Here is an 18,026-nt window from a genome sequence, read left to right as displayed (position 1 = left end):
ATATTGGTGGGCTTCGCAAGGCAGCAAACAAGTGTCGGGGAATAGCTCAGCCTGGTAGAGCACTGCGTTCGGGACGCAGGGGCCGGAGGTTCGAATCCTCTTTCCCCGACCAAAAATTCCCGAGAAACGCCCAAGTGAGTCAATCACTTGGGCGTTTTGCTTTTTGGCTTTCCACATTCACGTCAACGGACTGTCAAACGATGTGCGCCGTCCCATGGCTGTCTGTGTCAGCGGCTGACAGTAATGGTGTCAGTATTGGCGGTAAATGGCAGTGATCCGGTACGGCCGTACTGCAGCATCCCTTGTTTCCCGCGTATTCCGCGGCATCTCAGCAATGGCACGCGGCTTGCAGAAGAGCTGTCGAAGCAAGGCCGCCGGCCAAATCCCTGCCTGGGCCGTTCCCTCTTCGGCCCAACCCCCGGCAGAGTTTGCTGGACTGGATGGCGTGTGTCCCGGCCTTGCTTCTTTTTCCTCATTGCCGGGAGAGCAGTCGATGTCCGAATACCTCGAAGACCGCCGCAAGTTGCTGGCTGCTGCTGCCGGGGCAGGGGCGGTTGCGGCGGCAGCGACTGCGGTTCCTTTCGTTGCGAGCCTGACGCCGTCGAGCCGTGCCCAGGCTGCCGGGGCGCCGGTCGAAGCCGATGTCGGCAAGCTGGCGGCGGGCGAAATGATGACCGTGGAGTGGCGCGGCAAGCCGGTATGGATTCTGCGCCGCACGCCCGAGATGCTGGCCGCGCTGGAAGGCCACGAGCAGCGCCTGGCCGATCCTGCCTCGTCGGAGAAGCAGCAGCCTGAATACGCTGCCAATCGCCATCGCTCGGTCAATCCGGAGTTTCTCGTCGTGATCGGCATCTGCACGCACCTCGGCTGCTCGCCATCGGAGAAGTTCGTGCAGGGCACTGCGCAAGGGATGTCGCAGGATTGGCCGGGCGGTTTTCTGTGCCCCTGCCATGGCTCGATCTTCGATCTGGCCGGCCGTGTCTACCTCAGCCAGCCGGCGCCGACCAACCTCGAAGTGCCGCCATACCAGTGGCTGTCGGACGCCGTGGTGCTGATCGGCGATGACGGCAGCAGTTCTGCGTGATGAGGGCCGGATCGATGAAATCGTCGCCGACTCCTTGCAGAGGGGATTGAATGCCATGCACATCGCCATCTGTATCAAGCAGGTTCCCGACAGCGCGCAGATCCGTGTGCACCCGGTCATGAACACGATCATGCGGCAGGGCGTGCCGACCATCGTCAATCCCTACGACCTGTTCGCGCTCGAGGAAGCGCTGCGGATCAAGGATCGTACCGGCGCCCGGATCACCGTGCTGACGATGGGCCCCGCCCAGGCCGAGGAGGCACTGCGCAAGTGCCTGTCCCTCGGCGTGGATGAAGCCATCCTGATCACCGACAAGGTGTTTTCCGGTGCCGACACGCTCGCCACCTCCTATGTATTGGCGGCTGCGCTGAAAACCTTGGATGCGCAGACGCCGATCGACCTGGTCTTCACCGGCAAGCAGACCATCGACGGCGACACGGCCCAGGTCGGTCCGGGCATCGCGATCAGGCTCGGCTGGCAGCTGCTGACCTACGTGTCGAAACTCCGCGAGCTGGATCCGGCGGCGCGGCGCATCGTCGTCGAACGCAGGGCAGAAGGCGGCGTGCAGGTGCTGGAGTCGGCGCTGCCTGCGGTGGTGACGATGCTGGAAGGCAGCAATGAACTCCGCTTCGCCGACATGCCCGGCATGTTCAGGGCGGCGCGCCAGGAAGTGCAGCGCTGGAACCGCGACAGCATCGGCGTGGAGCTCTCCCAGGTCGGGCTGAAAGGCTCGCCCACGGTGGTCGCCCAGGTCTTCGGGCCCAAGCCCAAGTCGGTCAAGGCGCTGCGCATCGACGGCGACACCGCGGATGCGATCGCCGAGGCCTTCGTGGACAAGCTGTTCGCCGACCATCCCCAGCTCGAGGACGCCATGCTCGAGCATCTGGCGCTGCTCGGCCGGCAGGGAGGCAAGCCATGAGCGATTCACTCGACACGGCCGCCAAGCCGATCAAGAAACCCAAGCGCGTCCTGCCCGAGCGCTTCAAGTCCTACAAGGGCGTGTGGGTCTTCATCGAGCATGAGCACGGACACGTGCACCCGGTGTCCTGGGAGCTGCTCGGCAAGGGGCGCGAGCTTGCCGACAAGCTCGGCGTGGAACTGGCCGGGGTGCTGCTGGGCGGCATGGACGAGGCGGTCAAGGAACTGGCCGCGGAGGCCTGTGCCTACGGTGCCGACCTGTGCTACCTGGCCCGGCATCCGGTGCTTCAGGATTACCGCAACCAGCCCTACACCACCGGGATGACCGAGCTGGTCAACACTTACCAGCCGGAAATCCTGCTGCTCGGCGCCACCACGCAGGGGCGCGATCTGGCCGGTTCGGTCGCGACCACGCTGCTGACCGGCCTGACCGCGGACTGTACCGGGCTGGACATCGACCCCAGCGACCGTTCGCTGCTGTCGAGCCGCCCGACCTTTGGCGGCAGCCTGATGTGCACCATCGTCAACCTGGCGACAAGGCCGCAGATGGCCACGGTCAGGCCGCGCGTGATGGCCATGCCTGTGCGCCAGCCGGGCCGCCTGCCGCGCGTCGTCGAGCACGGCCTGGAGCTGGACGAGTCCGCGGTCGTCACCAAGGTGCTCGATTTCATCCCGGACGCCCGCGCCGACAAACCCCAGCTGCCGTTCGCCGATTTCATCGTCGCCGGCGGCCGGGGCCTGGCCAAGCCGGAGAACTTCGCCCTCGTGACCCGCCTGGCGAACGCCATCGGCGCCGAAGTGGGCGCCTCCCGCCCGGCGGTGCATGCCGGCTGGGCCGACGTCGAATGCCAGGTGGGCCAGTCGGGCAAGACCGTGCGGCCCAAGCTTTACATCGCCGCCGGCATCTCCGGCGCGGTGCAGCACCGGGTCGGCATGGAGGGCGCGGACGTCATCGCCGGGATCAATCCCGATCCGCAGGCGCCGATCTTCGATTTCGCCAACTACGCCCTGATCGGCAGCGCTGCCGAATTGCTGCCGGCGCTCGAACGCGCCTTCGCCCGGCGCCTCGCCGAGGCGCAGGCGCGGCGCGCGCAGGCGGCGGAGGAGACGGTGTGATGGAGAAATTCGACGTCATCGTCGTCGGCGCCGGCCCGGCCGGCAATGCCGCGGCCTACACCCTCGCTCGCGGCGGACTGTCCGTGCTCCAGCTCGAACGCGGCGAATCACCGGGGACCAAGAACGTGCAGGGCGCGATTCTCTACGCCGATGCGCTGGAGAAGATCATCCCCGACTTCCGCGACTCGGCGCCGCTGGAGCGGCACGTCGCCGAACAGCGGATGTGGCTGCTCGACGAGAACCAGGCCTGTACCGGCGTCACCCATCGCGACGCGCGCTTCTCGCAGCAGCCGTACAACCGCTACACCATCATCCGCGCACGCTTCGACCGCTGGTTCTCCGAGCAGGTCAAGCGCGCCGGCGCGCTGGTGATCTGCGAGACCACGGTGACCGGCCTGCTCAAGGACGTCGCCGGCAAGGTCATCGGCGTGCGCACCGAGCGCGCCCAGGGCGACATCCTTGCCGACTGCGTGATCCTCGCCGACGGCGCCAACGCGCTGCTCGGCGAGCGTGCCGGCCTGCGTCCCGCGATCAAGGCCGAGGACATGGCGCTGGTGGTGAAGGAGGTGCTGTTCCTGCCCAAGGAAACCCTGGAAGCACGCTTCAACATCAGCGGCACCCAGGGCGTGGCCATCGAGATCGCCGGCAACGTCACCCACGGCATGGTCGGCACCGGCTTCCTCTACACCAACAAGGACTCGATCGCGATCGGCATCGGCTGCATGCTGGGCGACATGAAACGGCAGCAGATCACGCCCTGCCAGTTGCTGGAAGCGCTGAAGCGCCACACCGCCGTGCAGCCCCTGATCGACGGCGCCGAGATGAAGGAGTACTCCGCCCACCTGATCCCCGAAGGCGGCTACCGCGCGCTGCCGCAGCTGCATGGCGAAGGCTGGCTGGTGGTCGGCGATTCGGCTGGCTTCGTCAATGCGGTGCATCGCGAGGGCTCGAACCTGGCAATGACTTCCGGCCGCATCGCCGCGGAGACGCTGATCGCGCTGCGCCAGGCCGGCAAGCCGTTCGACGCCGCCAATCTGGCGGGCTACAGGCAGGGGCTGGACGACAGCTTCGTGATGGCCGACATGAAGAAATACCAGGGCGTGCCGGAGCTGCTTCATCGGAACCCGCACATCCTCGACCTGTATCCGCGCTTCGTCGGCCATGCCGCGCGGGAAATGCTCACCGTCAACGGCGAGCCCAAGCGCGACAAGCAGAAGAAGATCTTCGGCGAACTGGCGCGCAGGCGCTCGCTGCTCGGCCTGCTGGGCGATGCCTACAAGTTCTGGAGAGCCTTTCGATGAACATGCTTGCAGAACCCCTGCTGCCCAGGGTCAATGTGGAAGAAAAGCTCTTCCAGGACCGCTACCGCGTCGATGTCGGCAGGCCGCACATCAAGCTGCGTGACGCTGCGGTCTGCGCGGCGTGTGCAGCCCAACCCTGTACCGTGTGCTGCCCCGCGGGCTGCTGGCGCGCCGCGGAGAACGGCGGCATCGAGCTCGTCGTCGATGGCTGCCTCGAATGCGGCACCTGCCGGCTGGTATGTAACGAAGCCAATGTCAACTGGAACTACCCGCGCGGCGGTTTCGGCATCCTCTTCAAGTTCGGCTGATCGTGCGATGAACGGTATCCGCAAGTTCCTGGCCCATGCCGTGCGTCTGGAGGCGGAGTCGGCGAGGCGTTTCGACGAACTGGCCGAGCACATGGCCACTCACTGCAACGCCGAAGTGGAGGCGGTGTTCCGCCAGTTCGCTGATTTCTCCCGGCTGCACCTCGAGGATGCGATGGCGCGGGCCGGCTTCAGGCACATCCGGGACCTGCCGCAGGACGGCTACGAATGGCCGCATGGCGAGCCGCCCGAGGCCGCGCCGTGGTGGGGTGTCGACGGACTCATGGACGTCGAAGCGGCGCTGAGGCTCGCGCTGGAGAGCGAGCAGGACGGCCTCGATTTCTACCGCTCGATCGCGGCCGGCTCGGCCGACCCGCTGGTGAAGGCCATGGCTGCCGAATTCGCCGACGAAGAAGCGGAGCATGTGGCGAAGCTGCATGAACTGCTGGCCAGGAACGAGTAGAGAGGCAGCCGCCATGCTTGGCAGAGTGATGCCGCTGCAGTTCAGGCCGATCGAGGGGCTGCAGACGGGACTGATCGGTTATCTGTTGGCCGACCTGGCCGAAAAGGCTGCCGTGGTCATCGACCCGCCGCGTGGGCAGACCGAACTGATTCTCGCGCTGTCGGAAGAGCGTGGCGTCGAGTTGAAGTACGTGCTTCGCACCCACGTCCATGCGGCCGATGCCGACACATGCGAAGAGTTGTGCAGCCGCACCAGTGCCTGCCTGCTGGCGGGCGATGAGCTCGAGATGGCCGGCATGCCGGCGGCGCGGCTGCGCCGTGCCGGGCACGGCGCGACGATCCCCTTCGGTGCGGAGACGATCGACGTGATCGGCTCGCCCGGCCACACCCATGGCAGCCTGAGCTTCCTCTGGCAGGATCGTCTTTTCTGCGGCGATCTGTTCGACCTGGACTGTTGCGCGCCTGGCGGCGGCGAGGCCGAGCCGGGGAGGCTTTTCGATTCCCTGGTCCGGCGCGTTTTCGTGCTGCCGGAAGAAACCCTGGTCTTTCCCGCCCATCCGATCGAGGCGCGCCGCGTCGCAACGCTGGAGGAACTGAAGATGCGTCTGGCGCCCATGATGCAGCACGGTCGGGACACCTTCATCACGGGCATGCTGGCGCGAAGAACGACGAGCGCCGCCGCCTTGTGAACCGGTTGCGCCCGGCGTATGCAAGCAGGGTGGATGCCGGTGCGACCGTCGCGCATTGCCTGGAGGACGGTGCGTTCCGGCGACTGCCTCAGCGTGTCTGGCGACCGAGGCCAAGCGCCCTTAGCCGGCGATAGAGCGTGCGCTCGCTCAAGCCCAGCTTCTGCGCCAGCTCTTGGCGGCTGCCGCGATGGTCGCGTACCGCCTGGACCAGCGCCTGGCGCTGGATCTGGCCGAGGTCAAACCCTGACTGCGCCTCGGTGGCACTTTCCCGGCCAGCATGTGCAGCATCATGGACGGGCTGATCCGGGTCGCGGATTTCTTCGGCGAGATGCTCGACGTTGATCAGCTCGCCGTCGCACATCAGGCTGGCACGCTCCAGCACGTTGCGCAGCTCGCGCACGTTGCCGGGGAAGGCATAGGCGGACAGGGCCTGCAGCGCTGCCGGCGACAGGCTCAGCCGGCGGCGCGGTGCCACCCGTTCGAGCAGCGAGGCCGCCAGCAATGGCAGATCCTCGCGCCGCTCGCGCAAGGGCGGCACCAGGATCGGAAAGGCATTGATGCGGAAGTACAGGTCCTGGCGGAAGCTGCCGTCGCGGATCATCTGCCGCAGCGGACGGTGCGTGGCGGAAACCAGCCGCACGTCGGCACGGCGCAGTTCGGTCGAGCCGACCCTGCGGTAAGTGCCGGTTTCGAGCAGGCGCAACAATTTGACCTGCATGCTCAGCGGAATGTCGCCGATCTCGTCGAGAAACAGCGTGCCGCCGCTGGCCGCTTCCACCAGCCCCTGCTTGCGCGCCACTGCGCCGGTGAAGGCGCCACGCTCGTGGCCGAAGACTTCGCTCTCGAACAGCGTCTCCGGCAAACCCGAGCAATCCACCACGACGAAAGGCGCGTCCGCCCGGCTGCTGGCGGCATGGACCGCGCTGGCGACGAGTTCCTTGCCGGTGCCGGACTCGCCCTGCAGCAATACGCTGGCTTCCGACGGCGCCACCCGCATCACCATTTCGAGCATGCGCTGGAAGGCGGGTGCGCGCCCGATCAGCCCCTGGTGGCCCGTCACGCCCCGCGCGACCTGCATCGGCTCCATCTTCTCGATGAACCAGGCGATCTCGCCCTCCGCATCGCGGACCGGAGACAGTTCGATGGTGACGTACTCTTCGCCGCGCGGCGTGTGGTGCAGGTGGAGCACCTTCTCGCGCTGCCCCGACTGCAGGCTGTTCGCCAGCGGGCAGGATTCGCCCGCCCGGTCGCATGGAACGCTGTAATGGTGGGACACGTCGTAGCAGGTCCGTCCGACCACGCTCTGCCCGGCCGGATACGAGCGGCGGTATGCCGCGTTGGCGGCGATGATGCGGTAATCCCGGCCGCACAGGATGTGCGGCTCCGGCAGGGTCTCCATGAAGGAGATCAATTCGGGCAGGGCGCGCGGCGTGGATGCCATGAGAGTGACTGTGTGGCAGGAGAGTCGGACCGATTCTGCCATGTTGGCAGAAGAGGTGCATGACGGACGCAGCCAGCCATCTGTTCGGCGCGGCGGTCGGCATGGCCGAATCCGCCTGATGTCGGCTACAGTTCCGGCCCTGGAAATCATCAGGTGCTCTGAACATGGAAGCGGTGGCGGTGATCGACTTCGAGACCACGGGGATGTCGCCCGCGCAGGGCGACCGGGCGACCGAGGTCGCGGTGGTGATCGTGGAAGACGGCAGGGTGGTCGATCGATACCAGAGCCTGATGAACGCAGGCGTGCGCGTTCCGGCCTTCATCGAATCCCTGACCGGGATATCCACGGCCATGGTCCGCAATGCGCCGCCGGCCGGGGACGTCATGCGGGAAGTGTCCGACTTCGTCGGCGACATGCCCATCGTCGCCCACAACGCTTCCTTCGACGCCAAGTTCTGGGATGCCGAACTCGCCCGCATCCAGCGCACGCGCCGGCAGGACTTCGTCTGTTCGCTGCTGCTGTCCCGCCGCCTGCTGCCGCAGGCGCCCAGCCACAAGCTCGGTGCGCTGGTCGAATATGCGAAGCTGCCGGTCGCCGGCCGCTACCACCGCGCGCTGGCCGATGCCGAGATGGCGGCCAGCCTGCTGCTGCGGCTGGAAGAGGAATTGCGCCTGCGCCACCAGGTGCCGCGGGTGTCGGCCGAACTGCTGCGGCGGATCCAGCGCGTGCCGAAGGCGCAGCTGCAGAAATGCCTGGCGGCGGCGCGCTCAGCGCTTTCCTGAAGCCGGCGTGGATGCGTGGCGCTCCCGAATGAGCGTCCGGGCGGACTTCCGGTTTCGTGAAGGCCGGGTTAAGCAATGCGCGATACCTCTCCGCCCTGCGCCTTGGATACGATGCGCACCAGCGGCGCACCCAGATGCCGGCCCATCGAATCGAAAGACGGAGAGACGAACATGATCAACGCCATCGGACGGGACATCCCCGCGCAACTGCGGCCTTTTGCTGGAGCGGGCGGGAAGGCCGGGCGCGGTTCCGGGCAAGGAAAGCTGCTGGCGTCGATCGGCGACGCGCTGGATGCCTGCGGGCTGGCCGACGGCGGCACGGTGTCGTTCCACCACCATCTGCGCAATGGCGATCACCTGTTGAACCTCGTGCTGGCCGAGATCGCGCGGCGCGGGCTGCGCGACATCCATGTGGCGGCCAGTTCGCTGTTTCCGGTGCATGCGCCGCTGGTCGAACACATCCGTTCGGGCGTCGTCGGCCGGATCAGCGCGACCTATATTTCCGGCGCGGTCGGTGAGGCCATCGCGCGCGGCGAGCTGACCGAGCCGGTGCGCATGCTCACCCACGGCGGGCGGGCGCGGGCGATCATGGCGGGAGAACTGCCGATCGACGTCGCCTTCGTCGCCGCGCCCACGGCCGACTGCTGCGGCAACATCAACGGCACCGATGGACGCTCGGCCTGCGGCACGCTGGGTTATGCGCTGGTCGATGTCCGCCATGCCAGGCATGTGGTGGCCGTCACCGACCACCTCGTATCCCATCCCGCCAGCCCGGCCCAGATCACCCAGGACTTCGTCGATTACGTGGTCGAGGTCGACTCCATCGGCGATGCGGCGGGCATCGTCTCCGGGACCACGCGGGCGACCACGGACCCGGTCGGGCTGGAGATCGCGCGTACCGCCGCGCAGGTGATCCAGGCATCCGGGCTGTTGAAGGACGGCCTGTCGTTCCAGACCGGTGCCGGCGGCATCTCGCTGGCCGTTGCCGCCGCGCTGCGCGAGCTGATGATGGCGCGCGGGATCACCGGCAGTTTCGCCTCCGGCGGCATCACCTCCTATCTCGTCGAGATGCTCGAGCAGGGGCTGTTCAGGACTTTGCTGGACGTCCAGTGCTTCGATCTCGGCGCGGTCGATTCCTTCCGCCGCAATGCCGCCCACATGGAGATGTCGGCCTCGCTGTATGCCAACCCGGCGAACCGCGGTCCGGTCGTCGATCAGCTCGACGTGGTGATCCTGGGCGCGGCCGAGATCGATACGGCTTTCAACGTCAACGTCACCACCGGCACCAACGGCATGATCCTCGGCGGCTCGGGCGGCCATGCCGACACCGCCGCAGGGGCGAAGCTGGCGATCGTCACGACCAAGCTCAATGCCGGCGGCTTCGCCAAGGTGGTGGATCGCGTCAGCGTGGTCACCACGCCCGGCGAGACGATCGACGTGCTGGTCACCGAAGCAGGGGTCGCGGTGAATCCGCTGCGCACCGGACTCGCGGCGCGGCTGCAGGCCGCCGGCCTGCCGGTGGTGCCGATCGGGGCGCTGCGCGACATCGCCGCCAGGCAGGCGACGAAGCCGCCGGCCGAGGCCTCGTCCCGCGGACGTATCGTCGCCTTCGTGGAATATCGCGACGGCACGGTGATCGACGTCGTCAGGGCTGTGCAGGATTGACTGCCGGCTCGGCGCTTCCGCGCCAGCCGGCGGCTTCCGAACGGCAGCCCTGATCGGCAAACCGGATCTGTCCGCGTCCGGCCTGTTTGGAGAGATACATCGCCGCGTCTGCCTGGTTGAGCAACGAGTTGACGGACGCATCCGGATCGTTCGAGACGTGGATGCCGATGCTGCCCGAACAGCGATGGATGACGTCAGGGCTGCCGCCTGCGTTGCCGGCGAGCCGGTAAGGGGTGCCCAGCGCCTGCAGGATCTTCCGCCCGATCTCGCAGGCGTGCGCCCGCGCCAGGCCGGGATCGGCATGCAGGGACTGCAGCAGGACGACGAATTCATCCCCTCCCAGGCGGGCCACAGTGTCGCTGTCGCGGACCTGCATGCGCAGGCGCCGGGCCACTTCGGTCAGCAGCTGGTCGCCGGCATGGTGCCCATGCTGATCGTTGAGGCTCTTGAACCTGTCCAGATCGATGAAGAGAAGGCCGACGTGCTGGCCGCTGCTGCGGTTCAGCGCGATGGCCTGCCGCAGGCGGTCAAGCAGCAGGCGGCGGTTGGGCAAGGTGGTCAGCTCGTCGTGGAAGGCCAGTTGGCGGACGTGCTCTTCCATCAGCTTGCGCTTGTGGATCTGGCTGAGGAAGGCGAGCGTGGCGGACCGGCCATGCCACTGGATCGGCATGCCGCTGACCCGGAACCAGAGCGGGCCGGCATGCCGGGTGATGAGGCGGATGTCGAAGGCCTCACGATCCGAAGAAGCGAAACGGTGGGCGACATAGCGGGCCAGCGCCAGGGGACGGTCGTCTGCGTAGACGAGGTCGATGAACTCGACGCCGAGCAGATCCTCGACCGAACCGCCGAGCAGTTCGGCCATCCGCTGGTTGGCAAAGCTGCAGCGGCTTCCGTCCAGAATGCAGATGCCTTCGTGCGCCGACTCGATCAGGCGGCGGTATTGCTGCTCGCTGGTCAGCAGTTCTTCGTGCGTGCGCTCATGCACCATCAGGATCACGCCCGCGGCGACCATCAGCAGTGCCAGCATGGAGCCGAAGAAGATCTGGGTATAGGCCAGGTCCTGGTCGAACAGGGTCTCGGGCACATGTCCGTTCAGCACATGGATGATGCGCATGCACATGCCGCACAGCGCCGCGGCAAGGCCCAGCATGAGCACGTACTGCCCCTGTCCGATCGTCGTCCGCCGCTGTTCCAGCAGCGGCACCAGCAGTATCGCGAGCTGCACGGCGACGATCGAGCCGCCGAGGATCAGGCGCCGCTCCATGTCGTCGATGAACCAGGCAAAGCAGAAAACCGTCAGGGCCACCGGAAGCCAGAGCAGCAGGCGGGGGGCAGGGCGCTTTTGGAAGCGGTAGATCCCCTCGCCCAGCAGCGCCATGGTCAGCGCAATGCAGGTGTTGCCGCCCACGATCGACCATACGTCGCTGATCTGGCCGCGAAGCCCGAGCAGCGCATAACCCAGGCCGTACATCGCCATCGCACCTGCCCATATGCACAACTCCCGGTACCGGCGGGCGGCGAAGGCGAGCGTCAGGCTCACGACTGCGCCCATGGTGATGTTCAGGAGAAGAAGGGTGGGGACGTGCATGGATATCGCGGATGGTTAAGTGAACGGCATCGGCCCAGCCCCCGGGGAGGGGCTGGGCAGCCTATTGTGCTTTCAGGATGAAGGGAGTGTTGCGCTTGTTTCGCTGCGCCGTGCAGGAGTGCACGTTCGAGCAGGCCGGACAGTCCCGCTCGAGCGGCGCAGCCGCGGTGTTACGCGTCGCTGACTGGGGCGTCGGGACTACGGCTTCGACGCGCGCATGAGCGGCAAGCTGGCGGCGGCCGGCGCGGTGCAGGTGACGCCGGCTGGCAACGCGATGCCGAGGGCGTCGTCTCGGGCGGCGTTCAGGCGGGTGCCAGCTGCCGTGCCTTCGCCAGGTTGAGTGCGGTATCCTCGATCATGTCCTCCTGTCCGCCGACCATGCCGCGCCGCCCCATCTCGACCAGGATCTCGCGCGCCGGCACGCCGTACTTCTTCTCCGCGCGCTTGGCGAACAGCAGGAAGGAGCCATAGACGCCGGCATAACCCAGCGTCAGCGCATCGCGGTCGATGCGGATCGGGAAGTCCATGATCGGCACCACCAGGTCTTCGGCCACGTCCTGGATTTTGAACACATCCACGCCGGTCTCGATCCCCATCAGGTCGCATACCGCGATGAACACTTCCATCGGCGTGTTGCCTGCCCCCGCGCCCAGCCCGGCCGCGGCCGCGTCGATGCGGGTGGCGCCCGCTTCGAGCGCCGCCAGGCTGTTGGCCACGCCCATCGCCAGGTTGTGGTGGCCGTGGAAACCCAGTTCAGTCTCGGGTTTCAGCGCCTCGCGCACCGCGCCCAGGCGCGCTTTCACGGTCTCGGGCAGCAGGTGGCCGGCCGAGTCGGTGACGTAGATGCAGTTGGCGCCGTAGCTTTCCATCAGCTTCGCCTGCTTCACCAGCCCTTCGGGGCTGTTCATGTGCGCCATCATCAGAAAGCCGACGGTGTCCAGGCCGAGCTTTCTCGCCATGCCGATATGCTGTTCCGAGACATCCGCCTCGGTGCAGTGGGTGGCGACGCGGATCGTGGCGACACCCAGCTCGTGCGCCATCTTCAGGTGATCGACGGTGCCGATGCCCGGCAGCAGCAGCGCCGAGACCTTGGCCTGCTTCATCAGCGGGATCACGGTGCCGAGGTATTCCTCGTCGCTGTGCGCCGGGAAGCCGTAGTTGACCGAGCTGCCGCCCAGGCCATCGCCGTGGGTGACCTCGATCAGCGGCACGCCCGCTTCGTCCAGCCCGGTGGCGATCGCCTTCATCTGCTCGAGCGTCATCAGGTGGCGCTTGGGGTGCATGCCGTCGCGCAGCGTCATGTCGTGCACGGTGACTTTCTTGCCGCGAAGTTCCATGTTCATCTCCTTCATCGGGCGGCCGTTCAGGCCGCCATCGTTGCGCGGTTCGGTTCGAGTTTCAGGCGCCCGGCGAGGATCTCCTCGGCGAACATCTCGGCGGTGCGCGCACCGGCCGCGGTCATGATGTCCAGGTTGCCGGCGTACTTGGGCAGGTAGTCGCCCAGGCCTTCGACTTCGAGGAAGACCGAGACGCGCTTGCCGTCGAACACCGGGCCATTGACCAGGCGGTAGCCGGGCACGTACTTCTGCACTTCGGCGATCATGGCGTGGATCGAGGCGGTGATCGCGGCCTGGTCGGGTTCGGTCTCGGTCAGGCAGTGCACGGTGTCGCGCATGATCAGCGGCGGCTCGGCCGGGTTCAGGATGATGATGGCCTTGCCCTGCTTCGCCCCGCCCACCTTCTCGACCGCGCCGGCGGTGGTGCGGGTGAATTCGTCGATGTTCTTCCTCGTGCCGGGGCCGGCGGATTTCGACGACACGGTGGCGACGATCTCGCCGTAGGCGACCGGCTGCACGCGCGACACTGCGGCGACCATCGGGATCGTCGCCTGGCCGCCGCAGGTGACCATGTTGACGTTCATCTCGCCCTTGCCGACGTGCTCGACGAGGTTGACCGGCGGCACGCAGAAGGGGCCGATCGCCGCCGGGGTGAGGTCGATCATCAGTACGCCCAGTTCGTTGAGCTTGCGGCTGTTCTCGGCATGGACGTAGGCCGAGGTGGCGTCGAAGGCGATCTGCACGCCGTCGGCCAGCACGTGCGGCAGCAGGCCGTTAACGCCGTCGGCCGTGGTCTTGAGGCCCATCTCGCGGGCGCGCGCCAGCCCTTCGGAGGTGGCGTCGATCCCCACCATCCACACCGGCTCCAGCACCGGGCTGCGCTTGAGTTTGTACAGCAGATCGGTGCCGATGTTGCCAGGGCCGATCAGCGCGCATTTGATCTTGTTGCTCATGAAATTCGCTCTCCGGAAGCACAGGGTTGCAGGGCACGCAGCGGCGGAGGAGGGAGGGGAAGCTGCCGCCGCGCGCCTGCAAGCGGTCGAAATCAGTCGAACGCGACCGAGCAGCGGCCGAGCCCTTCGATTTCCATGTCGAAACGGTCGCCCGCGCAGGCGGGCACCAGCGGTGCCAGCGAGCCGGACAGGATCAGCTCGCCGGCGCGGAACGGAATGCCGAAGCGGCCCAGGGTGTTGGCCAGCCAGGCCACGGCCTCGGCCGGATGGCCCTGCACTGCCGAACCCAGGCCTTCGCCGGCCGGCTCGCCGTTGCGCGTCATGCGCATGCGTACCGCCGCCAGGTCCAGCCCGGCGGGGTCGGTGTGCTGCTCGCCGATCACGAACACGCCGCAGGAGGCGTTGTCGGCCACGGTGTCCTGGATGCGGATCTTCCAGTCGTGGATGCGCGAATCGACGATCTCGAAGCAGGGCGCGACCCAGGCGGTCGCGGCCAGCACGTCGTCGCGGCTCACGCCGGGGCCTTGCAGGTCGGACTTCAGCATGAAGGCGATCTCGCCTTCGGCGCGCGGCTGGATCAGTCCCGTGGCGGCGAGCGGAATCGTCGCGCCGTCGGCGTGCTGCATCGCGTCGGTCAGGAAGCCGAAGTCGGGCTGATGCACGTTCAGCATGTCCTGCACCGGCTTGCTGGTGACGCCGATCTTCTTGCCGACGACCTTCTCGCCGTCGGCTTCGCGGCGGACCAGCATGTGCAGCGAGATCCGGTAGGCGTCGTCGATGCCGATGTCCGGATGGCGCTCGGTCAGCGGTGCCAGCGTGCGGCGCTGGCGCAGCGCGTCGTAGAGTTCGTCGCCGAGGCGGCGGATCAGGGTGTCGTCCATGTTCGCAGTCCTCAGCCCGGCCATACGCTCGATTCGGCGCCGCCATCGACTTCGATGATCTTGCCGGTGACCCAGGCGGCGGCCGGCGTGGCGAGATAGAGCGCGGCGGCGGCGATGTCCTCGACTTCGCCGAGGCGCTGCAGCGGCGTGTTGCGGATCATGCCCTCGCGCATGTTGGCCGGCAGAGCGCGATCCAGCGCGGCGGTCATGATCGGCCCCGGCGCGATCGCATTGATACGCACCTCGGGGGCGAAATCATGCGCCAGCAGGCGGGTGAGCTGGCTCAGCGCGGCCTTGGCGGTGCCGTAGGCGCTGAAATGCGGCTGGGCATAGCGGGCGGCGCCCGAGGTGATGTTGAGCACGTTGCCGCCGCCGGCCGCGCGCATGTGCGGCACGCACAGGCGGGTGAGTTCGTAGGCCGAGGTGACGTTGAAGCGGAACACATGCTCGAACTTGTCGGCGGACATCTTCAGCGGGTCGTTGGGCCCGGAGCCGCCGGCGTTGTTCACCAGATGCGTGATGCGGCCGAAGGCCGCCACCGCGGCGTCGACCAGCTTCGCCAGTTGCGCCAGGTCGGTGACGTCGCACTGCACCGCCAGCGCCCGGCGGCCGAGGGCGCGGATTTCTGCCGCGACGGCCTCGACGTCGGCCAGCGTGCGCGCGGCGCAGACCACGTCGGCGCCGGCTTCGGCATAGGCCAGGGCGATCGCGCGGCCGATGCCGCGGCCGCCGCCGGTGACGATGGCGACCTGATTGTCCAGGCGGAAACGTTCGATGAGGGACATGGGCTTTCCTGTGTCGTGCTGCCGTTGGGAAGGAATGGCGGAGATCAGCGCGGCGACCAGAGATCGGGCATGCCCGGATCGCTGCTGGCGATCAGGCGCTTCAGCAGCAGCTTCAGCGCCATGGTGTCGCCGGTGCCGAGCCTGGCGGCGATGTCTTCCTCGACCGCCTTCGCCAGCGCGATCTGGCGCAGCGAGGCTTCGCGGCCGTCGGCGGTCAGCACGTAGCGGGCCTCTTCGCCGTCGTCCTTGAGCGCGACCAGGCGCTGTCCTTCCAGCGCGGCCATCGAATCGGCGGTCGCCAGCATGCCGGTATAGGCGATGAAGGTATTCAGTTCGTCCAGCGTCAGGCGGTCGCGGATCGACAGCACCGACAGGATGAAGAAGGAACGCTCGTCCAGCGCCTGGGTGTCGAGCAACTGCCGCAGCGCATGCAGCATCTGGTAGTGCGCGCGGCCCAGCAGGTAGCCGAGCAGGTCTTCGGTGTAGCTGCACTCGGGCGGCGGCGTCGCGCCCAGGCGTACTTCCTCGCGCGGCCGGCGGGCGGCCAGCGCGTACTGGCCGCTCTGGAACACCAGCGGCGGGCGGTCGCCGTGGTCGTAGGCCAGCACTTCGCCGACGAAGATGATGTGGTCGCCGCCGTCGTAGCTGAAGGCGGTGCGGCACTGGAAGCGCGCGGTGCAGTCCTGCAGCAGCGGAGCCTTGCCGATGCCTTCGTCCAGTTCGAGCCCGGCGAACTTGTCCTCGCCCTGGCGGGCGAAACGGCCGGACAAGGCTTCCTGGTCGGCGGCCAGCACATGCACGTTCCAGTGCGTGGTGGTGGAGAAGGCCTGCAGGCTGCGCGCGTTCTTCGCCAGGCTCCACAGCACCAGCGGCGGGTTCAGCGATACCGAGTTGAAGCTGTTGGCGGTGATGCCGACCAGTTCGCCATCCTGGGCCCGGGTGGTGATGATGGTGACCCCGGTGGTGAAGGTGCCGAGCGCGGCGCGGAATGCCTGCGGGTCGAAGCCCTTGTGCGTCGTCATGTCGTGTCTCGAAGGGGCGGAAGGGGAGGTGGAGCCGAGTATGGAATCCGCCCTGGGCAGGGTCATCGTCCCAACGGACTACCGTTTCGCATGCCGTCCGCCGGTCCCGCTCGTCCGATCGGACTACGCGAACGGCGGGGCCGCGGGTTAAGGTCGCGGCCTGGCGTATGCGTACGCTTTCCCAACCGGAGCGATAACCGTGACGAAAGAAATCATCACCACCGCCGCGGGCCTCGCCGGCCTGCTCCAGCAACAGCGCCAGGCCTTTGCCGCCGCCGGCGCCGTGAGCGCCGCCGAGCGCAGGCGCCGCATCCAGACCGCGATCGACCTGCTGGTGAAGCACCACAAGCCGCTGGCCGAAGCGATGGACGCCGACTTCGGCGGCCGCCCCAAGGGCTACTCGCTGATGAACGACGTGCTCGGTTCGCTGACCTCGCTGAAGTACGCCCGCGACCATTTCGAGCCGTGGATGGCGAGCGAGCCGCGCACGGCCTTTCCGCCCTACGACCAGCTCGGCGCCCAGGCCTGGGTGATGTACCAGCCCAAGGGCACGGTGGGCATCATCGGCACCTGGAACGCGCCGCTGTTCACGCTGTTCAGCCCGCTGGCGAGCGCGCTGGCTGCGGGCAACCGGGCGATCCTGAAGCCTTCCGAAGTCGTGCCGCGCACCGCCCAGGTGGTGGCCGAGGCCGTGGCCGAGCTGTTCGATCCGCTCGAAGTCGGCATCGTCACCGGCGGGCCGGAAATGGGCGAAGCCTTCACGTCTCAGCCTTTCGACCACATCGTGTTCACCGGCAGCACCCAGGTGGGCAGGGCGGTGATGCGCAACGCCGCGCAGAACCTGGTGCCGGTGACGCTGGAACTCGGCGGCAAGTCGCCGACCATCGTCGCCCGCAGCGCCGACCTCGCCACCGCGGCCTTCCGCATCGCCGTCGCCAAGGCCACCAACGCCGGCCAGCTCTGCGTCAACCCGGACGTGGTCTACGTCGCCCGCGAGCAGCTCGAGGATTTCGTCGCCGCGCTCAAGCGCAGCTTCGGCGAGCTGTTTCCGAGCGTGGTGGGCAACGCGGACATGGTGGCGGTGGTCAACGCCCGCCATCTGGCGCGCGTCGAAACCTGTGTCGGCGACGCCGCCCGTGCAGGCGCTCGCGTCGAATGCGCACCGGCAGCAGCCGGCGGGGCAGACCGCCGCCGGCCATTGAGCATCGTCATCGACCCGCCGGCGGACAGCGCGATCATGCGCGAGGAAATCTTCGGCCCCGCCGTCGTCGTCAGATCCTACGACGCCATCGACGAAGTGATCGCCGACATCAATGCCCGGCCGCGGCCGCTGGCGCTGTACTACTTCGGCGAGGACGAGGCCGAGCAGCAGCAGGTGCTGGAGCACACGCTGTCGGGCGGCGTGACGATCAACGAAGCGATGTTCCACGCGGCGATGGAGGACGCGCCTTTCGGCGGCATCGGCGATTCCGGCATGGGCCATTACCACGGCCGCGAAGGCTTCCTCGAATTCAGCCACGCGCGCACGGTGTTCAAGGCGCCGGCCTACGATCCGCGCCGCGAATGGGGGCTGCTGCCGCCGTATTCCGACCAGTTCCTGGCGATGATGGAGGCGCAGGTCACGCCCTGAGCGCTGCGCTGTCGAAGCCGGCAATGCCGCGCCGCCCGGAGAGGGCGGACGCGGCATTTCTGTATGG

At 67.5% G+C, this 18,026-nt stretch carries 17 protein-coding genes and 1 tRNA gene; 11 read left to right on the top strand and 7 right to left on the bottom strand.

Features of this window, described 5'->3' with window-relative positions; genetic code table 11:
- The first annotated feature begins 35 nt into the window (after window positions 1-35).
- The 8 genes from QM748_RS10820 to QM748_RS10785 all read left to right on the top strand — a co-directional run bounded on the left by QM748_RS10820 (window position 36) and on the right by QM748_RS10785 (window position 5,875).
- Window positions 36-112: transfer RNA gene (locus QM748_RS10820), tRNA-Pro, on the top strand.
- A gap of 381 nt (window positions 113-493) precedes the next feature.
- Entirely contained in the window at window positions 494-1,084 is a 591-nt protein-coding gene (gene petA, locus QM748_RS10815; RefSeq protein ID WP_415246980.1) for a ubiquinol-cytochrome c reductase iron-sulfur subunit, read from the top strand.
- A gap of 55 nt (window positions 1,085-1,139) precedes the next feature.
- Window positions 1,140-2,003 carry an electron transfer flavoprotein subunit beta/FixA family protein gene (locus QM748_RS10810; protein ID WP_415246979.1) on the top strand — a complete coding sequence of 288 codons (864 nt, stop codon included), beginning with the start codon at window positions 1,140-1,142 and terminating at the stop codon, window positions 2,001-2,003.
- Complete coding sequence (locus QM748_RS10805; protein WP_415246978.1) at window positions 2,000-3,118, top strand: electron transfer flavoprotein subunit alpha/FixB family protein; 1,119 nt, start codon at window positions 2,000-2,002, stop codon at window positions 3,116-3,118. Before QM748_RS10810 ends, QM748_RS10805 begins: the two co-directional genes overlap by 4 nt.
- On the top strand, window positions 3,118-4,419 hold the full coding sequence (locus tag QM748_RS10800) for an FAD-dependent oxidoreductase (protein WP_415246977.1): 1,302 nt from the start codon (window positions 3,118-3,120) through the stop codon (window positions 4,417-4,419). Before QM748_RS10805 ends, QM748_RS10800 begins: the two co-directional genes overlap by 1 nt.
- Window positions 4,416-4,727: a ferredoxin family protein gene (locus QM748_RS10795; protein ID WP_415246976.1), complete on the top strand. Its 312-nt coding sequence runs from the start codon at window positions 4,416-4,418 to the stop codon at window positions 4,725-4,727. Before QM748_RS10800 ends, QM748_RS10795 begins: the two co-directional genes overlap by 4 nt.
- A 7-nt stretch (window positions 4,728-4,734) precedes the next feature.
- Entirely contained in the window at window positions 4,735-5,187 is a 453-nt protein-coding gene (locus QM748_RS10790) for a ferritin-like domain-containing protein (protein WP_415246975.1), read from the top strand.
- 13 nt (window positions 5,188-5,200) lie between these two features.
- Window positions 5,201-5,875, top strand: coding sequence for an MBL fold metallo-hydrolase (locus tag QM748_RS10785; RefSeq protein WP_415246974.1), 675 nt, complete (start codon window positions 5,201-5,203; stop codon window positions 5,873-5,875).
- Between the two features lie 88 nt (window positions 5,876-5,963).
- On the opposite strand, the gene QM748_RS10780 is transcribed toward QM748_RS10785, so the two are convergent.
- Complete coding sequence (locus tag QM748_RS10780) at window positions 5,964-7,316, bottom strand: sigma-54 interaction domain-containing protein (RefSeq protein ID WP_415246973.1); 1,353 nt, start codon at window positions 7,314-7,316, stop codon at window positions 5,964-5,966.
- A gap of 164 nt (window positions 7,317-7,480) precedes the next feature.
- Here QM748_RS10780 and QM748_RS10775 point away from each other — a divergent pair, with 164 nt between their 5' ends.
- Together QM748_RS10775 and citF are read left to right on the top strand one after the other, a co-directional pair.
- Complete coding sequence (locus QM748_RS10775; protein ID WP_415246972.1) at window positions 7,481-8,098, top strand: PolC-type DNA polymerase III; 618 nt, start codon at window positions 7,481-7,483, stop codon at window positions 8,096-8,098.
- Between the two features lie 171 nt (window positions 8,099-8,269).
- Window positions 8,270-9,763 carry a citrate lyase subunit alpha gene (gene citF, locus QM748_RS10770; protein WP_415246971.1) on the top strand — a complete coding sequence of 498 codons (1,494 nt, stop codon included), beginning with the start codon at window positions 8,270-8,272 and terminating at the stop codon, window positions 9,761-9,763.
- On the opposite strand, the gene QM748_RS10765 is transcribed toward citF, so the two are convergent.
- The 6 genes from QM748_RS10765 to QM748_RS10740 form a co-directional block, all read right to left on the bottom strand.
- Window positions 9,744-11,351 carry a diguanylate cyclase domain-containing protein gene (locus QM748_RS10765; RefSeq protein ID WP_415246970.1) on the bottom strand — a complete coding sequence of 536 codons (1,608 nt, stop codon included), beginning with the start codon at window positions 11,349-11,351 and terminating at the stop codon, window positions 9,744-9,746. The genes citF and QM748_RS10765 overlap by 20 nt on opposite strands.
- A gap of 302 nt (window positions 11,352-11,653) precedes the next feature.
- The gene (dmpG, locus tag QM748_RS10760; protein ID WP_415246969.1) at window positions 11,654-12,688 is read right to left on the bottom strand and encodes a 4-hydroxy-2-oxovalerate aldolase; all 1,035 of its coding nucleotides are present in this window, start codon (window positions 12,686-12,688) and stop codon (window positions 11,654-11,656) included.
- A gap of 26 nt (window positions 12,689-12,714) precedes the next feature.
- The gene (locus tag QM748_RS10755; protein ID WP_415246968.1) at window positions 12,715-13,641 is read right to left on the bottom strand and encodes an acetaldehyde dehydrogenase (acetylating); all 927 of its coding nucleotides are present in this window, start codon (window positions 13,639-13,641) and stop codon (window positions 12,715-12,717) included.
- 92 nt (window positions 13,642-13,733) lie between these two features.
- A complete protein-coding gene (locus QM748_RS10750; RefSeq protein ID WP_415246967.1) occupies window positions 13,734-14,522 on the bottom strand; it encodes a fumarylacetoacetate hydrolase family protein in 789 nt (262 codons plus the stop codon).
- Window positions 14,523-14,533: 11 nt separating this feature from the next.
- Window positions 14,534-15,307, bottom strand: a complete 774-nt coding sequence (locus tag QM748_RS10745; RefSeq protein ID WP_415246966.1) for a glucose 1-dehydrogenase — start codon at window positions 15,305-15,307, stop codon at window positions 14,534-14,536.
- A gap of 44 nt (window positions 15,308-15,351) precedes the next feature.
- The gene (locus QM748_RS10740; RefSeq protein ID WP_415246965.1) at window positions 15,352-16,329 is read right to left on the bottom strand and encodes a flavin reductase; all 978 of its coding nucleotides are present in this window, start codon (window positions 16,327-16,329) and stop codon (window positions 15,352-15,354) included.
- A 199-nt stretch (window positions 16,330-16,528) separates the two neighbouring features.
- On the opposite strand from QM748_RS10740, the gene QM748_RS10735 reads away from it, so the two are divergent.
- A complete protein-coding gene (locus QM748_RS10735; protein WP_415246964.1) occupies window positions 16,529-17,959 on the top strand; it encodes a coniferyl aldehyde dehydrogenase in 1,431 nt (476 codons plus the stop codon).
- Window positions 17,960-18,026 lie beyond the last annotated feature (67 nt).

This window comes from Thauera sp. (assembly GCF_047601425.1).
Lineage (GTDB): Bacteria > Pseudomonadota > Gammaproteobacteria > Burkholderiales > Rhodocyclaceae > Thauera.
This window is presented reverse-complemented; position numbering and strand designations above follow the sequence as displayed.

Bases quoted from the DNA above. Each gene is read 5' to 3' on its own strand.
- petA (WP_415246980.1), top strand. From the start codon at position 494: ATGTCCGAATACCTCGAAGACCGCCGCAAGTTGCTGGCTGCTGCTGCC.
- QM748_RS10810 (WP_415246979.1), top strand. From the start codon at position 1,140: ATGCACATCGCCATCTGTATCAAGCAGGTTCCCGACAGCGCGCAGATC.
- QM748_RS10805 (WP_415246978.1), top strand. From the start codon at position 2,000: ATGAGCGATTCACTCGACACGGCCGCCAAGCCGATCAAGAAACCCAAG.
- QM748_RS10800 (WP_415246977.1), top strand. From the start codon at position 3,118: ATGGAGAAATTCGACGTCATCGTCGTCGGCGCCGGCCCGGCCGGCAAT.
- QM748_RS10795 (WP_415246976.1), top strand. From the start codon at position 4,416: ATGAACATGCTTGCAGAACCCCTGCTGCCCAGGGTCAATGTGGAAGAA.
- QM748_RS10790 (WP_415246975.1), top strand. From the start codon at position 4,735: ATGAACGGTATCCGCAAGTTCCTGGCCCATGCCGTGCGTCTGGAGGCG.
- QM748_RS10785 (WP_415246974.1), top strand. From the start codon at position 5,201: ATGCTTGGCAGAGTGATGCCGCTGCAGTTCAGGCCGATCGAGGGGCTG.
- QM748_RS10780 (WP_415246973.1), bottom strand. From the start codon at position 7,316: ATGGCATCCACGCCGCGCGCCCTGCCCGAATTGATCTCCTTCATGGAG.
- QM748_RS10775 (WP_415246972.1), top strand. From the start codon at position 7,481: ATGGAAGCGGTGGCGGTGATCGACTTCGAGACCACGGGGATGTCGCCC.
- citF (WP_415246971.1), top strand. From the start codon at position 8,270: ATGATCAACGCCATCGGACGGGACATCCCCGCGCAACTGCGGCCTTTT.
- QM748_RS10765 (WP_415246970.1), bottom strand. From the start codon at position 11,351: ATGCACGTCCCCACCCTTCTTCTCCTGAACATCACCATGGGCGCAGTC.
- dmpG (WP_415246969.1), bottom strand. From the start codon at position 12,688: ATGGAACTTCGCGGCAAGAAAGTCACCGTGCACGACATGACGCTGCGC.
- QM748_RS10755 (WP_415246968.1), bottom strand. From the start codon at position 13,641: ATGAGCAACAAGATCAAATGCGCGCTGATCGGCCCTGGCAACATCGGC.
- QM748_RS10750 (WP_415246967.1), bottom strand. From the start codon at position 14,522: ATGGACGACACCCTGATCCGCCGCCTCGGCGACGAACTCTACGACGCG.
- QM748_RS10745 (WP_415246966.1), bottom strand. From the start codon at position 15,307: ATGTCCCTCATCGAACGTTTCCGCCTGGACAATCAGGTCGCCATCGTC.
- QM748_RS10740 (WP_415246965.1), bottom strand. From the start codon at position 16,329: ATGACGACGCACAAGGGCTTCGACCCGCAGGCATTCCGCGCCGCGCTC.